The organism is Thermogemmatispora sp., from assembly GCF_019683635.1.
Lineage (GTDB): Bacteria > Chloroflexota > Ktedonobacteria > Ktedonobacterales > Ktedonobacteraceae > Thermogemmatispora.
In genome coordinates this window covers 1-17,351 of the sequence record NZ_JADGIA010000110.1, presented here as the reverse complement: position 1 = coordinate 17,351, position 17,351 = coordinate 1, and the positions used below count along the sequence as shown (strand labels likewise).

General features: G+C 60.3%; 13 protein-coding genes. 4 read left to right on the top strand and 9 right to left on the bottom strand.

Translation table 11 applies throughout. The features are described from left to right. The 5 genes from IRZ31_RS13085 to IRZ31_RS13065 form a co-directional block, all read right to left on the bottom strand. The coding region (locus tag IRZ31_RS13085) for a flotillin family protein (RefSeq protein ID WP_297154351.1) at positions 1-836 on the bottom strand (836 nt) is incomplete at its 3' end. Between the two features lie 43 nt (positions 837-879). Next, the gene (locus tag IRZ31_RS13080; protein WP_297154349.1) at positions 880-1,752 is read right to left on the bottom strand and encodes a hypothetical protein; all 873 of its coding nucleotides are present in this window, start codon (positions 1,750-1,752) and stop codon (positions 880-882) included. A gap of 213 nt (positions 1,753-1,965) precedes the next feature. Further along, positions 1,966-2,373 carry a helix-turn-helix domain-containing protein gene (locus IRZ31_RS13075; protein WP_297154348.1) on the bottom strand — a complete coding sequence of 136 codons (408 nt, stop codon included), beginning with the start codon at positions 2,371-2,373 and terminating at the stop codon, positions 1,966-1,968. Positions 2,374-2,650: 277 nt separating this feature from the next. Beyond that, positions 2,651-3,319, bottom strand: a complete 669-nt coding sequence (locus IRZ31_RS13070; RefSeq protein ID WP_297154346.1) for a LysE family transporter — start codon at positions 3,317-3,319, stop codon at positions 2,651-2,653. 61 nt (positions 3,320-3,380) lie between these two features. Then, positions 3,381-4,082, bottom strand: coding sequence for a dienelactone hydrolase family protein (locus tag IRZ31_RS13065; protein ID WP_112428049.1), 702 nt, complete (start codon positions 4,080-4,082; stop codon positions 3,381-3,383). 333 nt (positions 4,083-4,415) lie between these two features. Between IRZ31_RS13065 and IRZ31_RS13060 the strand changes: the two genes are divergently transcribed. Both IRZ31_RS13060 and IRZ31_RS13055 read left to right on the top strand, forming a co-directional pair. Then, positions 4,416-6,347, top strand: coding sequence for a HEAT repeat domain-containing protein (locus IRZ31_RS13060; RefSeq protein ID WP_297154345.1), 1,932 nt, complete (start codon positions 4,416-4,418; stop codon positions 6,345-6,347). A 222-nt stretch (positions 6,348-6,569) separates the two neighbouring features. Beyond that, positions 6,570-8,051, top strand: coding sequence for a serine/threonine protein kinase (locus IRZ31_RS13055; protein WP_297154343.1), 1,482 nt, complete (start codon positions 6,570-6,572; stop codon positions 8,049-8,051). Between the two features lie 199 nt (positions 8,052-8,250). Here the strand turns inward: IRZ31_RS13055 and IRZ31_RS13050 are convergent, their stop codons facing one another. Further along, positions 8,251-10,017: a CocE/NonD family hydrolase gene (locus IRZ31_RS13050; RefSeq protein ID WP_297154341.1), complete on the bottom strand. Its 1,767-nt coding sequence runs from the start codon at positions 10,015-10,017 to the stop codon at positions 8,251-8,253. A gap of 262 nt (positions 10,018-10,279) precedes the next feature. On the opposite strand from IRZ31_RS13050, the gene IRZ31_RS13045 reads away from it, so the two are divergent. Next, positions 10,280-11,065 carry an IclR family transcriptional regulator gene (locus IRZ31_RS13045; protein WP_297154339.1) on the top strand — a complete coding sequence of 262 codons (786 nt, stop codon included), beginning with the start codon at positions 10,280-10,282 and terminating at the stop codon, positions 11,063-11,065. 431 nt (positions 11,066-11,496) lie between these two features. Further along, positions 11,497-12,192, top strand: coding sequence for an FHA domain-containing protein (locus tag IRZ31_RS13040; protein ID WP_297154337.1), 696 nt, complete (start codon positions 11,497-11,499; stop codon positions 12,190-12,192). Here IRZ31_RS13040 and IRZ31_RS13035 read toward each other — a convergent pair. From IRZ31_RS13035 to acnA, 3 genes are all read right to left on the bottom strand, one after another. Continuing rightward, entirely contained in the window at positions 12,164-12,988 is an 825-nt protein-coding gene (locus IRZ31_RS13035) for a hypothetical protein (RefSeq protein ID WP_297154335.1), read from the bottom strand. The genes IRZ31_RS13040 and IRZ31_RS13035 overlap by 29 nt on opposite strands. A gap of 255 nt (positions 12,989-13,243) precedes the next feature. Further along, positions 13,244-13,720 carry a DinB family protein gene (locus IRZ31_RS13030; protein ID WP_297154333.1) on the bottom strand — a complete coding sequence of 159 codons (477 nt, stop codon included), beginning with the start codon at positions 13,718-13,720 and terminating at the stop codon, positions 13,244-13,246. Positions 13,721-14,163: 443 nt separating this feature from the next. After that, the gene (gene acnA / locus IRZ31_RS13025; protein ID WP_297154331.1) at positions 14,164-16,857 is read right to left on the bottom strand and encodes an aconitate hydratase AcnA; all 2,694 of its coding nucleotides are present in this window, start codon (positions 16,855-16,857) and stop codon (positions 14,164-14,166) included. Between the last annotated feature and the right edge of the window lie 494 nt (positions 16,858-17,351).

Genomic DNA, 17,351 nt, shown 5'->3' with positions numbered 1-17,351 from the left:
TGAATATCGTAAGCCTTATCGGCAGCCGCCTGCTGCTTCTTGACCTCGGCATCGAAGGCTGCCTTCTTGAGCAGCAGATCGCGCTGATACTCTGCCTGCTTGGCCTGTGACTCGGCCTCGGCCTTCGCGCGCTCCTGATCGGCAAGCGAGCGAGCAATAGCCGCTTCACGCGCCGCCTGCGCTTGCTGGATCTGCGTATCGCGGGCGGCCAGGGCGGCGGCAATGTCAGCCTGCTTGCGAATCTGGGCGATCTGTGGGCGCCCCATATTGGCGATATAGTCATTCTTGTCGCGCACGTCCTTGATGGTAAAGGAGATGACTTCCAGGCCCATCTTCTCCATGTCGGCGCTGACCGTCTTGAGCATCTTAGCGCTCACGCTCTCCGGGTCCTTGACCAGATCCTCGACTGTCAGCTGCCCCACAATACCGCGAAGGTGTCCTTCCATCACCAGGCGGATGAGATTCTCGCGCTCCTGTTGGCTCTTGCTCAGGAACTGCTCCGCTGCCGTCTTAATGCTTTCCTTGTCGGAGCGGACCTTGATCTGAGTAACTGCCTCGACATTGACAGCTACCCCCTGGGACGTATAGAGATCCTGAGCGGGCGCGACATCGAAAGACATCAATTCAAGCGGAAACTCCTGAGCGCGGCTGATCAGCGGGAAGACGAACTTTGCGCCGCCGGTGACCACATCGGTGCCGCCGGCGCCGTAGATAATCAAAGCCCGGTTTGGCCCGACCTTGCGCAGCATGCTGGCCCAGAGAGCGATAGCGATGATGACCAGTACCACGAGTAGCAAGACGCCGCCGACAACCGGCCCGAGAACGCCTTCGAACATGACAGACACTCCTTACTTACAAGGGTAGCTTTTTTCCTGCGTGTCAGAGGAGATCTTTGCCAGTAAGCAACTCGGAGCGATCATTTCCGTCCTGATCCTGAAGGAGCGTGCGCAACTGCTCCAACTCTGCCCCAGTTGGCGTACGCAGCGGCTGCTGTCCCGGCTCGCCTTCGAAGAACCGTTCCCAGGTTTCCACCTCGGCGATACCGTGTTCGTAGTGGAGAATGATCACCTCCTGTCCGCGTTCGATAGGCTGACCATCGACGCTACGGGCTGGTACGCTCTTACGCAAGCCGCCGGGCGAGACATAGATGACCTCGCCGATGCTATTCTGGCGGATTGGCAAGCTGACCTTACCGATCAGGCCTGTGCGGTCCGAGACATCCTGAATGGTCTCGGCCTCGCTATCTCCGAAGATGCGGAATAGCAGCGCCAGCACCAGCCCGGCCAGTAGCAAGCCTGTGATGAGGGCCAGAAGTAGCGAGAAGAGGACATCCAGATGGGTAGCGTTATGGAAAACATAGCCGAAGAAACCGAATCCGAGGAGGAAGAAAATCAGGCTCCAGGGATTGACAAAAGTGAGCAGATGGGAGAACCACGAAGCAGACATTCCCTGAGAGGGCTGACCGCTCTGGCTGGCATGCCCGACGTGAGTGGAAGCGGAAGCGTGGCTACCGTGACTCCCGTCGGCCACCACATGGGCGTGAGGAGCTGCCGAGCCTGGATGAACATGGGGCAGGTGCACCTGTTGGGCGAGGCCATGCAGACCGGTGGATGCGTGGGAAGCAAGGCCGCCGGCATGGTGGGCCAGGCCGTGCCCCAGACCCCCGAGCAGCGCCGAAATGACCAAGAAAAAGGTCCCGAACAGGAAACAACCAATAAAGACGAGCGAAAGCGGATCAGTGGCAATGACCATAACCCGGCTCCTTTGCTGCTGCTGGTGCGCCTCTGCTCCCGGCTCGCACGAGAGCATCGTCGCACGCTCTTCCTTCAGATCCACTGTGTATAGACGCTTCACCTTTGAAGGTGTACAACGCCATGACCCTTTTCCTGTAGCGCTGCCCCCCAGAGAAGAAGGGGCAGGCCCAACCTTGCGAGGGAGCTGATCCTCTGGCTGGTCCAACTGCAACTACGAGGTCACTTCGCGCTCTGTAGCGCCCGCGCCGGGCGCCGTCAGGGTGCGCACGAGCTGCTCTAGCTCAGCCAGGGGCAGGGCCAGCAGCTCGCTGAGCAGGGCCAGGTAACGACGCGGGTCCGTTGTGCGCGCCAGGGCAGAGAAAAAACCAGCTACCTCTGGCTCTGTCTGCCACTCTTCTGCGCTGGCCTCCAGCCAGGTAGAGAGGCGATCGCTCTCTTCTGCCACGTCGGTCAACAGGTCGGTACTGAAGTCGGGCGGGTCGCTCACCAGATAGCCTGGATGCACCTTGAAGAAGCGCGCCAGCAGATCGCGAGTGAAGGCTGTCAGGTGGACCCGCTTCCCACTCTCCAATTGCGACAGGTAGGCCTGGCTGATGGTCTCACCGAGTTCCTTCTCCATAGCGGCGACGACTTCTGTCTGCGTCATAGGCCGATTGAGGCCGCGTAGTTCTCCTTCCACCTTCCGTAAATGCCTGAGCTTCTCAGCGAGATCCATAGTGCCTCACATAGCTATTTGCTAAATCATCTTTTCTACTATAGCGATCTGCTATCAACATGTCAAGAAAGAGAGAGAGAAAAGAAAGCACCAAAACCAGCTTGTCGTCTTGGGCCAGCCGCCTTACTCTGCCAGCGCCGATAAGCGACGGCCAGGCTCTCTGACTGCCTGGTACCTGGTCTTAGAGCAAACTCCTCAAACCCTCAGCGACGAGCCAGAGACCGAGCGCTATCAGCAGCAAGGCGCTCAAGAAAAGCACCAGGCGATAGAGTGGTCCCTGGAGCCAGTGCCGGCTCCGGTTGACGGCAAAAGCGATAGCGAGCTTGCTGCCAACCAGGAAAACGTAGAAGCCGAGCAGCAGCAAGATGGGGCCGCCGGTCCCCTGTTCCTCATAGTTGCGGATCAGCAGCTGAGCCCCCACTGTGCCCCAGAAGAGATAGGGATGGGGGTTCAAGGCGTTAGTCACGACGGCGCGCCAGAGGACGGTGCTGCTGGCAGCGCTAGCGGAGATAGGGGACGAGAGGGCCTGTGAGGAAGAAGCGTCACGAGCGTAGCGATAGGCAGTCAAAGCCGTCTCGCAGCCCAGGTAGAGCACAAAAAGGCCGCCGGCCACCGCCAGCCAGCCAAGGGCGCTGGCCGGCAACTGGCTGATCAGCAGGACGGCGAGCACGATAATAGGCAGATCGGTGATGAGCGGGGCCAGCGCCACAAGGTTGCCAGCGCGCCAACCACGCTGTAGCGTCTGCGTGATCACCAGGCCAAGCATCGGACCCGGGCTGATACCGGCGGTGAAGCCGTAGGAGATGCCCAAGAAGAGAGCGGTTAACATCGGAGGCCCAATAACCCTCATCTCATTCCCCGTCCGGCTGGCCTCTGGCCGTGGCCGGTTCGGGGAACAGCGGCCAGTCTGCTTACTGGCTGAGCTTCTCTTTGAGGAAACGCACAGCCAGCGGCCAGGCCTCGGCAGCGGCCTTCTCGTTGCCCATGCCGTGCATTGGGTTCAGGAAGGCATGGCCAGCATCATAGACCTTGACCGTGATGTCCTTGCCCGCCTCCTTGTAGACCTGCTCAACCTTCTCGACCTGCTCCATTGGGATACTGTCGTCGTAGCGGCCATAGATCGCCAGAATGGGGGCGGTCACATGGGCCACATTCTCGGGCTGGGGATCATAGCCGCCAGCGTAGAAGGGGACAGCCGCGGCCAGATCGGCGTAGCGTTCAGCCACCTTATAGGTCAGCAAGCCGCCGACGCAGAAGCCAATGAGGCCGAGCTTTTTCGGTTCCACCGAGGGCATGGCCTTCAGGGTCTCCAAAGCTCCGATGATCTCCTTGGTGGCGCGATCCATCTTCTCGTGGATCATGGTCATCATCATCTTGAGCGCATCATTTGGCTCTGTGGCAATTTTGCCGTGGTAGAGATCGGGCACAGCCACAATAAAACCCTCGGTGGCCAGCTTCTGCGCCAAGTCTTGAATGTGGGGCTCGATGCCCCACCATTCCTGAATCATCACAACACCGGGGTGCTTCTGGTCATCGTCCGGCTGGGCCAGGAAGGCGTAGGCGCCGTTGCCATTGACTTTGAGATCTACCAGCGAGGTACGTATGACTGCCATTGCTCCGACTCCTTAAGAAAATAGTGCAGTGCGTTTCTGGCCTGCGGTCGCCTCTGCGGTATGCGTTGCATGCAGGGGTTACCCCTATAATTATATACTAGACTGACCGGCCTGGCGCTGGTAGGGCCTGACAAGGTGGACTGTCCTGCATAGTCTGAGGCGTCGGGAGAGGTCCGTCGTTATGAAGAAGGCTGGCCGCCACAATCTTGACTGGAGAAAGCGGAAGCGCATACAATAGCGAAGAGCCTGGCTGACCGCTGGTGCCGCCGGCAGGAGGCCGTATGGCCCCAGTTGATCCGCACGAGGATACTGAAAGGAGGATACTGCAAGAGAATGACAGACGTCTATCATGATCAGCCAGAGCCAGCAGCGTCGGCGTCGGGGCAGGAGGCCCGAGCGACGCCAGTCTCGGATGAGGAGACGCTCAGTGTGGAGATGAAGCCGCAGGCAGCGTCGGCGGCGCAGGAAGAGGGCCAGGCTCTTGCAGCCGAGGAAGGAGCGGCGTCGTCGGCAAGGCCGGCAGAGGCCGCGGAGCAGCCTGGCGAGAGTGGGGCAGCGACGACGGCGACTGATCTGGAAGGGAGAAGAAGGCCGCTGGAGTATGCTGCCACCCCGGAGCATCTGCTTGCGCGTCAGCCACAGCCTCCCCTGGATGTCGAATCGCTGGCGGTCAGGGAGCGCTTGAGCCGACTCCGTACCGATGTCATGACGCTGCTCACCGATCTGCGCTGGGGGGTCCTCAGTGTGGAGGAGGCAGCCAGGCGCCTGGTGCCTCTGCTCGACTTCAGCCCGCTCCCCCAGTGGGCGCCGGTGGTCACTGCTCATCTGTATGAAATAGACCGCGCCGGCAGTCTGATACCGGTCTGGCAGGCGCTGATCGCGCGTGGCGACCCAGGCAACCAAGAGATGGAGACGCCTCTGGGGAAAGCTCGCCGCCTGGCTGTGCTGATGCTCGGCAGCTATAAAGATTCGGAGCTGACAATCCTCCTCGGGCGTCTGGCTCTTGATCCGCATCTTTCGCTTTATGCCTCACAAGCCCTGCTGCGACAGAATACTCTCTTGGCGCGTCAAACGCTCATGCGAGCGGTAAAGGAAGCCGAGGGCTGGGCGCGTATAGATCTCATCGAGGCCTGCCTGAAGTTAAAGCAGCCGGGCTTCTTCGATCTCTTGCTTGCCCTGGGTCTGGAGGGCATTCCGGGACTCGAAGCCTATGTAGCTCCCTCGCTCTATCGGGCCATTCCCTTAGAGGCCTATCTTGATCCGCCCCCAGAGGTGACGCTGCCTTCCAGGCTTATCCAGCACGCCGCTCTGGTCTGTTACTATGTCTGTCTTGAAAGCATTCGGAGCGCCAGTACGCAGCCTGAGCAGCCGTCGCTGGTCTTTGAACACGAGCTACTGCCGTTGGCGCAGGCTCTCTTTGCCAGTGCGCGCCGCTATGGAGGCTGGCCACAGGTCGTGGCGCTGCACCAGTTGGCTCTCCTCCTTGGGCGCTACTGGAGTGGTATCGTGCGCAGCCTCATTCGCGAACCGCGGATCATCCAGTCCGTTACGAGCTGCCTTCCCCTGGTGCCCGAGATCGAGCGTTGGATGAATGGACCGGCACGCGATATTTTGCTGGCGGCCCTCCACGATCGGGATGAGCAAGCCTGGTCGCCGGTTGTGAGGACGCTGCTAGATCTGCGCGAGCCACGATTGTGTGCACCTCTGCTGGCCTCCTTAGAAAGAGCCAACCGTCTGGAGAGCGCTGAAGAAGCTCAGCGCCTGGGTCTGGCCTGTGAAGCGCTGGCTGCCCTTGGAGAAAGACGGGCGCTAGATGTATTTCGTCGCCTCCTCATAGAAGTTGTTGTCCTCTCGGAGCGCACTGCCCAGGCCCAGCGCGCCGATCCCCTGCCGCCTGAAAACGAGCGTGTGCCGGGCAGCATCCTCGCCGTAGCCGTGTTGCGCTCTCTGGCTCTGCTTGAAGCTCGTGAGTGCCTCGATCTCGTAGTGCAGGCTTGCCATGACTTCGATCCGGTTGTGCGCGAGGCTGCTTTCATGGCCCTGATGAGGCTGGACGCCAGTGGTGAGCAGTGGAGCAGCCGCATGGCTATGCGTGAGGCTCTGAGCGACCCGGCCCCGGCGGTGGCGGCTTTCGCCTGCCGTCTGGCTGCTCAGTATCGCGATCGCGAATCAGTACCGGCCCTGCGCTACTTACTCCAGTCGCGTCCATCTGTGCGTGAGGCTGCTGCGGCAGCGCTGGCCCAGCTGGAGCAGGCTGTGGCCTAGCAAGTCTAGGCCCGGCTCAAGGCTGGTTTGGTGGGTAGGGGAGAGGGACGAAAGTGCCCTTTCCCTGGCTCTCCTGCTGTCTTGTTTCGTAGCCCCTCTGTATACTATACAATAGGAACCAGAAAACTCTCTTTGCCCGTCAGGGAGCATTACTGTACCTCTCTCGCGGCTCCTTCCTGGCGAGCTTTCTGTCTGTTATCCAGGTAGTGAGGGTCAAACGGAATGAATATGTTGGTGGGGAAGACGCTCGGTGGATATCGTCTCTTACGACTCCTCGAAAGTGGTGGGATGGGGGATATCTATCTTGCCCAGCATGAACGGATCGGGCGCAAGGTTGCTATTAAGGTCATCTGTAGCGATCTCCGCTCTGCTCCTCTTTCTCCCGAGGGTATACAGGCTGCTCGTCGCTTTATCCGCGAAGCGCGTGCTGTTTCCGAGCTGGAACATGAGCATATTTTACCCCTTTATCATTTTGGTGAAGAAACACTTGAACCGGACTCAACGGTTATTACGTATCTGGTTATGCCCTATCTTTCTGAAGGCTCGCTCTGGAAGTGGCTCCAGCGACGGACGCAGCAGTACGGCTTTAGCTGGCCTATTTCGGCGGAGGAGGCTGGCTACTATCTGCTTCAGGCAGCCTCGGCCCTCCAGTGTGCCCATGATCATGGCATTGTCCACCGCGATATCAAGCCGACGAATTTTTTGATCCGCGTCGATCGCGGCCCGCTCAGTCCTACGGTGGATGCCGAGCGGGCAGCTCTGCTGAATCGCATCTTTCCGCATGGCCGGCCTCATCTCTTGCTGGCTGACTTTGGTCTGGCGACCTTTTACCGCCAGGGCCGTTCGTTTCATCGCTCCGTCGGGACGCCGCTCTATATGGCGCCAGAGCAGTTTGACGATCCCGCCCAGGCTGATGCGGTGGCTGTTGGTCCACCTGCCGACCAGTACGCGCTCGCGGTCATGATCTATCAACTTGTCACGGGACGGGCGGTCTTTGAGGGGACTGCCAGCCAGCTTCTGCATCATCACCATCATACTCCTCCGACGCCTCCCAGCGTCTATAATTCCTCCTTGCCGCGAGAGCTGGATGAGATCTTTCTACGGGCATTAGCCAAGAAGCCTGAGCAGCGCTTTCCGACGATTCTGGCCTTTGCCCAGGCATACGACGCAGTGATCCAGGCCAGGTTGCAGGCGAGCGCCCAGCTGCATCAGCAGCGCAGCGAGGTGCGAGCGCTGGCGGTGGCGGCCAATCATTCCGCTTGTCTGGCCTTACCCGGGCCAGACGAAGAGCAGCTAGTGACGCCGAGGCGCACACCGCAGCCGGAAGAGGCGCCGCTCAAGGCAGCGGCCCAGCTCAGGCGGGCGCAAGAGGAGCGGGAAAGGCGCCAGCGACAGAGGCAGACCCCAGCTCCCGCCGCAGTGAAGCAGGTGGGGCAAGAGGTAGCTGCGGAAGAGAGCGAGCCAGCTCCTGCCCCGGAGCCGCTGAGCGAGGGCGAGCGCGGTCTGGAGGTCAAGGCCAAAGCTGTCGCCCATCCACCTGAGCCAGAGCCGCTTTTACTCACAAGCCGCTTACTTGTGCTGACGCTAACGCTCCTGGCCATAGCAGTACTGCTCGGTGGCCTCCTGCTTTTTTTGCTGCTGCTAGCAGGCCATCTTGGCGTCTTCTCCCACATCATGCAGACTGGTGAGCGTCTCTGGTGCTGACCAGTGCAATGCTGAGGGCCGTAGTGGCCTGGTTCTCGGCAGTCAGGCGTGGCAGCCTGACATTGGCTTCTTGACCACAACCACAGAAACGCTGCTGACGCGGTGTGGTCAGCCGCGCCAGGGCCAGCAAGCGCACGATCTGATCAGCGAATGTGCCTCTCACCGGCGGCCAGGAAGGCTCGGCTGCCGTCTGACACAACTAGTGGGGCACAATCGGCAGAACAACATAGGAAGGGTGCTCGCGATTATGGAGAATCGTCTGCTGAGCGGAGATCATCTCGGCGCTAGCCCCCAGTGGCTGGCCGGTATTTGGGTTGCGGTCCCAGCGAGGGAAATTGCTGCTGGTGATATCCAGGCGGATACGGTGGCCTGCTTTAAAGAGATTGCTGGTCGACCACAGATCGATCACGTATTCATACGCTTTGCCAGGCTCGATCAGCGAAGGATCTCCGCCTCGCGGCGCATGACGGTAACGGGCCCGAATGATGCCGTCAGTCAGGTTCTGGGCGTAGCCATCGGGATGGACGTCGACCAGGCGGGCCACAAAATCGGTATCGGGAGCGCTGGAGGCGGCCCACAAATGAACGCGGATAGGACCGGTGACCTCCAGGTCTGCCTGCAAGGGGGCGCTGGTATAGACCAGGACATCGTGACGGCTCTCTGTGGATCGCTGGTCGTAGGGGCCGGCGGGGTACTCAGGAGCCATCAGCAGAGCGCCGCCGCGTGTGATTACCGGGTTAGCGGGGTCGTAGGTATACTGGTCGGCGCTCTCATCCTCTGGCGGCTCGGTCGAGAGAGTCCCGTCGCCGTGCAGGGTATTGGCGTGGCCCTGGCTATGCAGGTAGTAGCGCGTCTCGACGGCGCGGGCCAGCGGCCACTCCTGCTCGTCGCGCCAGATATTGGCGCCCATCACAAAGATCTTGATGGGGGCCTCCTGGGAGATGCCATTCTCGATGCCCTTGAGCCAGTAGTCGAACCAGCGCAGCTGATAGGTCATGAAATCCTGCTGCAGATTAATAAAAGCGGTGGTCGAAGCGAGGCCAAAAGCCTGCTCGCCGACCAGGGTCCCTTGCGAAGTGTGGGCCCAGGGACCGATCAGCAGTTTGCTCTGGCGGGCCTGGGGGGTAGCGCCGCGCTGACGCATTGCGGTGAAATGCTCCAGTGTATCCTGCAAGAAGATGTCGTACCAGCCGCCGCCATTGAAGGCTGGCACGGTCACACGGTCGTGTTTCCCGCTGATATTCATGTATTCAGCGGCGGCGCGCTGCATCGGAAACTCCAGGGCCAGGAAGAACGCGGGAGCAATATCCTGGGTTTTCAGCGGGCGGAACTCCTTGAGGGGCAACGACCAATAGCCTTCCTTGCCCAGCGCATCCATCTCCTTTGCCCAGAGCGCGATGGCCCGTCCCAGGGCCTGGGGGTCGTTGCGATAGCGGCGCATCAGTACGTCCATACCCATCTGCAGCTGCCAATGGGCCATTGTACCCAGCTCCAGCGCACCGCCCCGGAAGACCACCCCATTGAAAGGGTCGTTCCAGGTGAAGAGCGGGATCATTGTCTTCAGCGCTGGGGGCTGCTCGACCGCTGCCGACCACTGGGTGAAGCCGAAGTAGGAAGCGCCATACATTCCCACCTGGCCGTTGCTGTAGGGCAGGCGCGATGCCCATTCAATCGTATCGAAGCCGTCGCGGGCTTCGTTGGCCATCGGCACCCAGTCGCCTTCAGAAGTAAAGCGCCCGCGTGTGTCCTGCACGACGACCACGTAGCCGCGCCTGGCGGCCTGGACGGGGTCCAGAATGGCGTTACCCAGCGGCAGATCCTTGCCATAAGGCAGGCGTGTCAGCAGCACTGGCCACTGTCCTTCACCAGCCGGTCGGTAGATATTCGCGCGCAGCGTCGTCCCATCGCGCATGCGGGCGGGGACATCATAGTCTACGACGACTTGCTGACCCGGTTGCGTTGTCATAGATGCTGAAACTCCTTCTTGCGGATGCCTGGCCTGGCTATCTTTGTGGCCGTCTGGCCGGCCAGAGGTGACCAGGCCAGGCCAAACCAGACCTGACGAGGCCCAGCTGGGCCTGCATGATCATGGTGTATGATACAACGTCTCACGAGGAGGATGCCAGTCTTGACACTCCCTCAGCCGTCTGACTATACTGCCACTCATCAATTATGGGACACTCTATTCCGGCAGGCGAACCAGGCAGGCCGGTATAAGGGGGAGACGTATGCGGCATGGAGCGCCCCTGGATGGCGAAAAGACTGTCCAGATTGTCCACCGGATCGCCAGTGTGCTGCGCGCCTTTCATAGTCGCCGTTTGCTAGGGATCACTGACCTGGCCCAGGCGACGGGCCTGCCCAAGTCGACGACGCATCGTTTGGTGACAGCCCTGGTGAATGAGGGCTTACTGATTCAGGATGAAGATACGCATAAATACGGCTTAAGCTTGCATGTTACGGCCCTGAGCGCGAGCGTACTGAGTTCTCATGCAGTACGCAAAGTGGCCCGGCCTATTCTGATGGAGTTGCGCGACCAGACGCGCGAATCGGTCCATCTGGCTGTGCTGGAAGGGATGGAGGTGGTCATTATCGATACAGAGGATTCTTATTTCTTTGTGCGCGTAGTGAACGTGCCTGGCCAGCATCTACCAGCTCATGCGGTCTCAACTGGTAAGGTTTTGCTGGCCTATCAGTGGGAGCATCGCCTCAGTGAGTTGGTTGGCCAGATGAAGCTGGAGCGCTACACAGAACGAACGATCACTGATCCCCGACGCTTCATCGAGGAGCTACGTCAGGTCCGCCTGCAGGGCTATGCGGTCTCTTGTGGTGAGCTAGAGGAAGGAGTCGATGCCGTGGCGGCGCCCATTTTTGATCATCTTGGAGCAGCGGTAGCCGCTGTCTCGATCGGTGGGCCGAGTGAGCGCTTTCATCCGCGCCTCTCCGATTTTATTGGGGCGGCGGTGCACGCTGGCCAGCGCATCTCTCAAGCCCTGCGCTATGTAGGCTGGAATTAGAACAAGTGGCTGGCTGCCTGCTGCTACGGGTCACTTTCTGCCTTCGTCTCTTCTCCAGAGTAAGGACACGTGACGGGTGCTGTCTCGGGCCAGTGGATCGATCATTCTGCGGTGTCCGTGGTACTATAGTATGCTACAATCAATGCGGGAGGGAAGAGGAAAGCGCACTCTACTCGCCCCAGTGCTTAGGCCGCCCCGCCGCTCACGCGGTCTCAGTCGCGGCCCAGGGCCAGGTCGCTGGTGGAACTGCCAGCTGGCCGCCCTTCTGGGAGGGCCCTGGCTAGGCCAGAGCGGTGTCACTGCCCGCTTGCCTGTGGGTCTAACCTGCAAGAACGGAGCGAGAACAGAGAGCTGGATGCTGGTCCATGCGGAATGTGTTTTGGTTGATGCGTACTCGGGAACACAGACGCCTCAGCGAGGAGTGCCGCCAGATGTTGCAAGAGTCTTCAGAGCAGCCAGGGGTCGCCTATTTGGTAATTCATCGCGAGCCGTTGCCGAACAAGCGTGTTGAGCTGTGGAATGAATGTACAACGATAGGCCGCAGCCGTGACTGCGACATTTTCCTGGAGGATGTCAGCGTCCATCGCCGGCAGGCGAGCATTCTATATACGCCTCAAGGTTACCTGCTGCGCGATGATCATGGGAGTGGCGATAGCTTTGTGAATGGACGGCCTGTCAAGCAGGCTCTGCTGCGCGATGGGGACGAGCTGCGCTTCGGCAATACTCGTCTCACTTTTTACGCCCATGAGGGCACGCGTCCTTTCCAACTGGCCTCTTCGCGGGGGAAGGAGCTGCACCTGACCAGGCAGCCCGACCCTGCAACGAGTGTGATTGCTCGCCTGGAGCTGGGCAATGTCAGAGGGGTCCCGCGCACCTTCGAGCTATTGCCCGAGATGACCATTGGCCGCAGTCGCGATTGCGATCTCTTCCTGGAAGATCTGACGGTCAGTCGCCTGCATGCCACCATCCGTCAGTTGCCGGATGGGCGCTACGAGCTGGAAGATCGTCGCTCTGCCACCGGCACTTTTGTCAATGGTCAGCGCATCTCGCGCTGTGTCCTCAAGGAAGGGGATGTTATCCAAATTGGCAATCATCGCATCATTTTCCGTCTGGTGCCCCCTTCCTGAGCACGGCTGCAACAGCTCGCAAGTGCTCCTCATAAGGGTCTGGCGCGCCCGGGACTGCAGGCGCCTCGTAGGCGTGGGTTTCCTGGATGAAGCGCAGGACCTCTGGAGGCACATCGCGGGCGTGGGCGGTCGGGTTCTGGCGTACGCGCGTCGAGGAGATGTCTCGATAGGCCGGATCGAAGGGCAGGGCCTGGACCGCCTCGGCAAACTGGCGATTCTCAGGCCGCTCCAGAAGAGCACCTAGCTCCTCTTCGCCATTGCTTCCACGCGGGGCTACCAGCAGATGCGCCAGGTGAAAAAGCTGACGCAGCGCCGCATCGCGATCGCTATAGTAGCGCGGATCAAAAATTTGCATAATCTTGTCAAAGCCAACCAGAAAGGTAAGGCGGCTGACCTTGGGAAAACTGCGCCGTACTGCCTCCGCCTGCTCAACGTAGAGGCCACGGTTAAACAGCAGCAGACCCACACCAGGAAGCTCGTGTTGCAGAATTTGCTGCAGTAATACCAGGCGATCAAGCAAGGTTGGGCGCTCGACGTGCTCTTTATCAACGATCTGCTTGCTCATGGCCGCATAGACCAGAACATCTCCGCCTCCCTGCTCTTGAGCCTTGTGCAGCAAAGAGAGATGAGCAGTGGTCGGAGGATTGAAGGAAGCGGGAAAGACGATGATATGGCCCCGTGGCTCTGGCGAAGGGGGCACGACGATCGCTGTCGGCGGTTCACGCGGATCGAGCTGATCTAACAATGCCTGGAGCGTGCGGTACTGCTCCTGTAGCTCAACTGGTATCTGTCCCATGCGCTGCTCGCTCCTCGTCGACATCTGCTTGACGCCGCTAGGGGTAGGAATGCCAGCACCGCAGCCAGAGTGCGGCTGCTTCTTTAAGCATAGCACATGTCGGGGAAGGCCGAGGAGAGGGAAGCCTGGCTGTCCAGGCCCCTAAGCTCAGCTGCTGGGCGTGGAGCAGGAACAGCCTCGCCTTTGGCTGCCTGGCGAGGTTCGGACCGGCCACAGCGCAGTAGCGGAGAACCTGGTTGGGCTGATCACTTCTTCCTAGCGCAGGTGATCGCGAAAGGCAGCGATCTGCGCGCTATGTTCGCGCTTGTGGCCGTAGTACATATAGACGATCAGGTCATCGAGCGAGTAGGGATCGCCGTACCAGGGCAGGGTACCTGGCTGGCGGCAAGTTTCCGCCGGAATGCGGGTGATCAGCTCCATCGTCCGCTCATGGGTTGAAACATACTCCTGGAGCACCTCAGCGAAACTGGACGCCTTGCGCATCGCCACCTCGGCCTCATTAAACTGTGGCCCCAGCTCGGTAAAGCGCCCCAGGTAGGGGGTGGGATCGTCTTCGAGGAAAGAGACCAGGACATCGACCAGGACCAGCTCATATGAGGCAAGGTGAGCAATGATATCTTTGACCGACCAGACCCCGCACGCTCCACTTTGCTCACGCGCCGACTCGGGAAAGCCTTCAAGTGTTTTCATGACCGTCAAATGACCGTATTTTAGGACATCGCTCGCGTTCATCGTTTCTTCCTCCTCTGCGCTCTGACCGGAGGTGGAAGCAGGCCACCCCACGGTGATGCCGCCAGGCCACTCCTTCCAGCCTCGCAACCGGCCCGTTTACTCTGGTAACGAGGGGCAGAGAAAGGCGCGGCCCCAAATAAGGTCACAGCCAAAGCGGTACCAGCTCAAGATGCTCTCTTCCCCACCGTATCGAAGCGACCGGGTTATCCTAACTGATAGTGGTGCTGCTTGTGAACCGCAGAAGTACTGGTTGGGGAAGGAGAAGAGCAGTCCACTGAATTGGCAGACACGTTCTCAACCACGAGAGCAGCCAAAGACCTCGCCGAGCCGCACTCACATGCGAAGCGTCCTTGGCTGCTCTCCAAACCTGCAGGGCAGGGATCTTCCCGCTGAAGAGGCCTTCGTGCCTGCCGAGGCGCATTCTGCCTGGTCGGCAGGCCGATCTAATCCTGGATCAGACGGCGCAGGACTGTTGGCAGAATGCCCCCATTCTTGTAGTAGGTAACATCAACCTTGCTGTCCAGACGCGCGATGGTCTGGAAAGTAAAGGTCGAGCCGTCCTCACGAGTCACGCGCACCGTGACCTCCTGGCGCGGTTGCAGATCGTGCTCGATGCCCAGGATATCATAGCGCTCATGCCCCGTCAGACCCAGAGACTCCTTATTCTCGCCAGGGCGGAACTGCAGTGGCAGAATGCCCATACCGACCAGGTTGCTGCGGTGGATACGCTCGAAGCTCTCAGCGATGACCGCGCGAATCCCCAGCAGGAGCGGCCCTTTAGCGGCCCAGTCGCGTGACGAGCCTGAGCCATATTCCTTGCCGGCGATGACCAGCAGCGGCACGCCTTCCTCCTGGTAGCGCATGGCCGCATCGTAGATTGTCATCTCCTGGCCATCGGGCAGGTGAAGCGTATAATAACCCTCCTTACCGCCCACCAGGCGATTGCGCAGGCGGATATTGGCGAAGGTACCGCGCACCATCACCTCGTGATTCCCGCGACGTGCCCCGTACGTATTGAAATCGCGTCGTTCCACACCGCGCGCCAGCAGGTACTTACCCGCGGGACTATCGGGCGAGAAGCTACCAGCAGGCGAGATATGGTCGGTCGTAATGGAGTCGTCCAGCATCACCAGCACCCTGGCCCCCTCGATGGCCTGCAGAGGAGGAGGCTCAAGAGCCATGTCCTTGAAGAAAGGCGGCTCCTGGATATAGGTCGAATTCGGGTCCCAATTGAACAGAGGCCCTGTCGCGTTGCTGAGCGAGCGCCAGTGCTCGTCGCCCTCGAAGACGTGGCTGTAGTTCTTCTTAAACAGCTCGGGCGAGATCGCGCGGCTCACCACCGCATTGATCTCCTCCTGGCTTGGCCAGATGTCACGCAGATAGACTGGCTCGCCGTTAGCATCGTAGCCGATAGGGTCCTTCGACAGATCGATGTCGACTGTGCCGGCCAGAGCGTAAGCCACGACCAGCGGTGGTGAAGCCAGGAAGCTTGCGCGCACCTGGGGATGGATACGGCCCTCGAAGTTGCGGTTGCCCGAAAGCACCGCCGCCACTACCAGGTCATTAGCCTGCACGGCCTCCGCCACCGGCTCCGGCAGAGGGCCGCTGTTTCCGATACAGGTCGTACAGCCGAAGCCCACCAGATGGAAGCGCAGAGCCTCCAGATAGGGGAGCAGATCAGCGCTCTCCAGGTAGTCAATAACGGCCCGTGAGCCAGGGGCGAGGCTGGTCTTCACGGTCGGCTTCACGCTCAGACCGCGCTCCACGGCATGCTTTGCCAGCAGACCGGCGGCGACCATCACCGAAGGATTGGAGGTATTCGTACAGCTCGTAATGGCTGCAATAGCGACCGCCCCATCGCTGAGCGTCGTCTGCGTATCGCCGATGCGCACAGTGGTGCTGCGTCGATGGCCGTTGCTGCCGATGCGGTCCGCGTAGGTCTCGCGGAAGACCTCTCCCACGCGCGCCAGTGGCACACGGTCCTGGGGGCGGCGTGGACCAGCCAGGCTTGGCTCGATCGTCGCCAGGTCCAGCTCCAGGAGATCGTCGAAAAGCGGCTCTGGGGCATCGTCGCTGCGGAAGAGGCCCTGAGCGCGGGTGTAGTCTTCGACAAGCTTGACCAGCTCAGGATCGCGCCCTGTATTGCGGAGATAGCGCAGCGTCTCCTCATCGACAGGGAAGAGCGTCGCGGTAGCTCCGAACTCCGGCGACATATTGGCGATCGTCGCGCGATCGGCCAGGGAGAGATAGCGCAGGCCAGGCCCAGTAAACTCCACGAACTTGCCCACCACGCCGCGCTTGCGCAGTAGCTGGGTTACCGTCAGCACCAGGTCGGTAGCGGTGGACCCTTCTGGGAGTGCGCCAAAGATGCGTACCCCGATCACCTCGGGCGTCAGCAGATAAAGCGGTTGACCCAGCAGCACAGCCTCGGCCTCGATACCACCAACGCCCCAGCCGAGCACACCCAGGCCGTTGACCATCGTCGTATGCGAATCAGTGCCCACCAGGGTATCGGGGAAGGCGAGGCGCTCACCCTGGGCCTCTTTCGTCATCACGACCGAAGCCAGGTACTCCAGGTTGACCTGATGCACAATACCCGTGCCTGGAGGCACCACCCGAAAATTGCGGAACGCCTGCTGGGCCCAGCGCAGCAGCGCGTAGCGCTCGCTATTGCGCTCGTACTCGCGCTCGACGTTGCGCTGGAAGGCCAGCGTCGAGCCGAAGACATCGACCTGCACCGAGTGGTCAATGACCAGATCAGCGGGCACCAGCGGATTAATCTTTTGAGGGTCGCCGCCCATGCGCGCGACGGCGGAGCGCATCGCAGCCAGATCGGCGACGGCGGGAACGCCGGTGAAATCCTGCAGCAGCACGCGTGCTGGCATAAAGGGAAACTCCTCATCGCTGCTGGCGGCCTTGCCTGGCTGCCAGCGCGCCAAAGCCAGCACGGTCTCCTCTGTGATCAGCTCGCCATCGTAGTGACGCAGCAGATTCTCCAGCAAGATTTTCACCGTGAAGGGGAGGCGCTCCAATTGGACACCGTGTCTGGCCAGCGCCTCAAGACGGTAATACGTAACAGTGCCATAGTCCCCGCTCAGCCTTGAGCGGGCCTCGAAGGCGTCGCTGTAAGTAGCCATGCTCTTCTGTCCTCTATCCTCTCATAGGTTCGCGATCTTGGGGAAAGTAGAGAGCTGGTATGGTCGCTAGGGGAGTAAAGCTGAGAGAGAAGCGTAATCGGTAGCAAGTGCGTAGAGTCCACTCACTCAGGACTGAGGCCACCGCATCTAAAACTCCCCTACGCCACTCGGGTTTCCTGTCCGCTAGCGTAGCGATGGGTGACGGCTACAACAGTATTCAGCTTCATTAATTATAATGGATGAGCAAGAGCCACGGCAAGCGTGCGTGAACTCCTAACCTGTATCGTACCATCTCAGGGAAGCGGGTAAAGGAGGGGAGGTCGTCGCCGCTGTGGAGAGTAGGAAGGGAGAGCTAGAAAGAAAGGGCGAGAGAGGAGGGAGGGAGAAAAGAGGTGGGGGTCCGGGAGAGCCAATGTGTCCGATAGAAGCTTACACAACGAAGAGTGAACACCGCACGGAGAGACAAAGATGCTACTCGTTTCAAAACCCGCAAC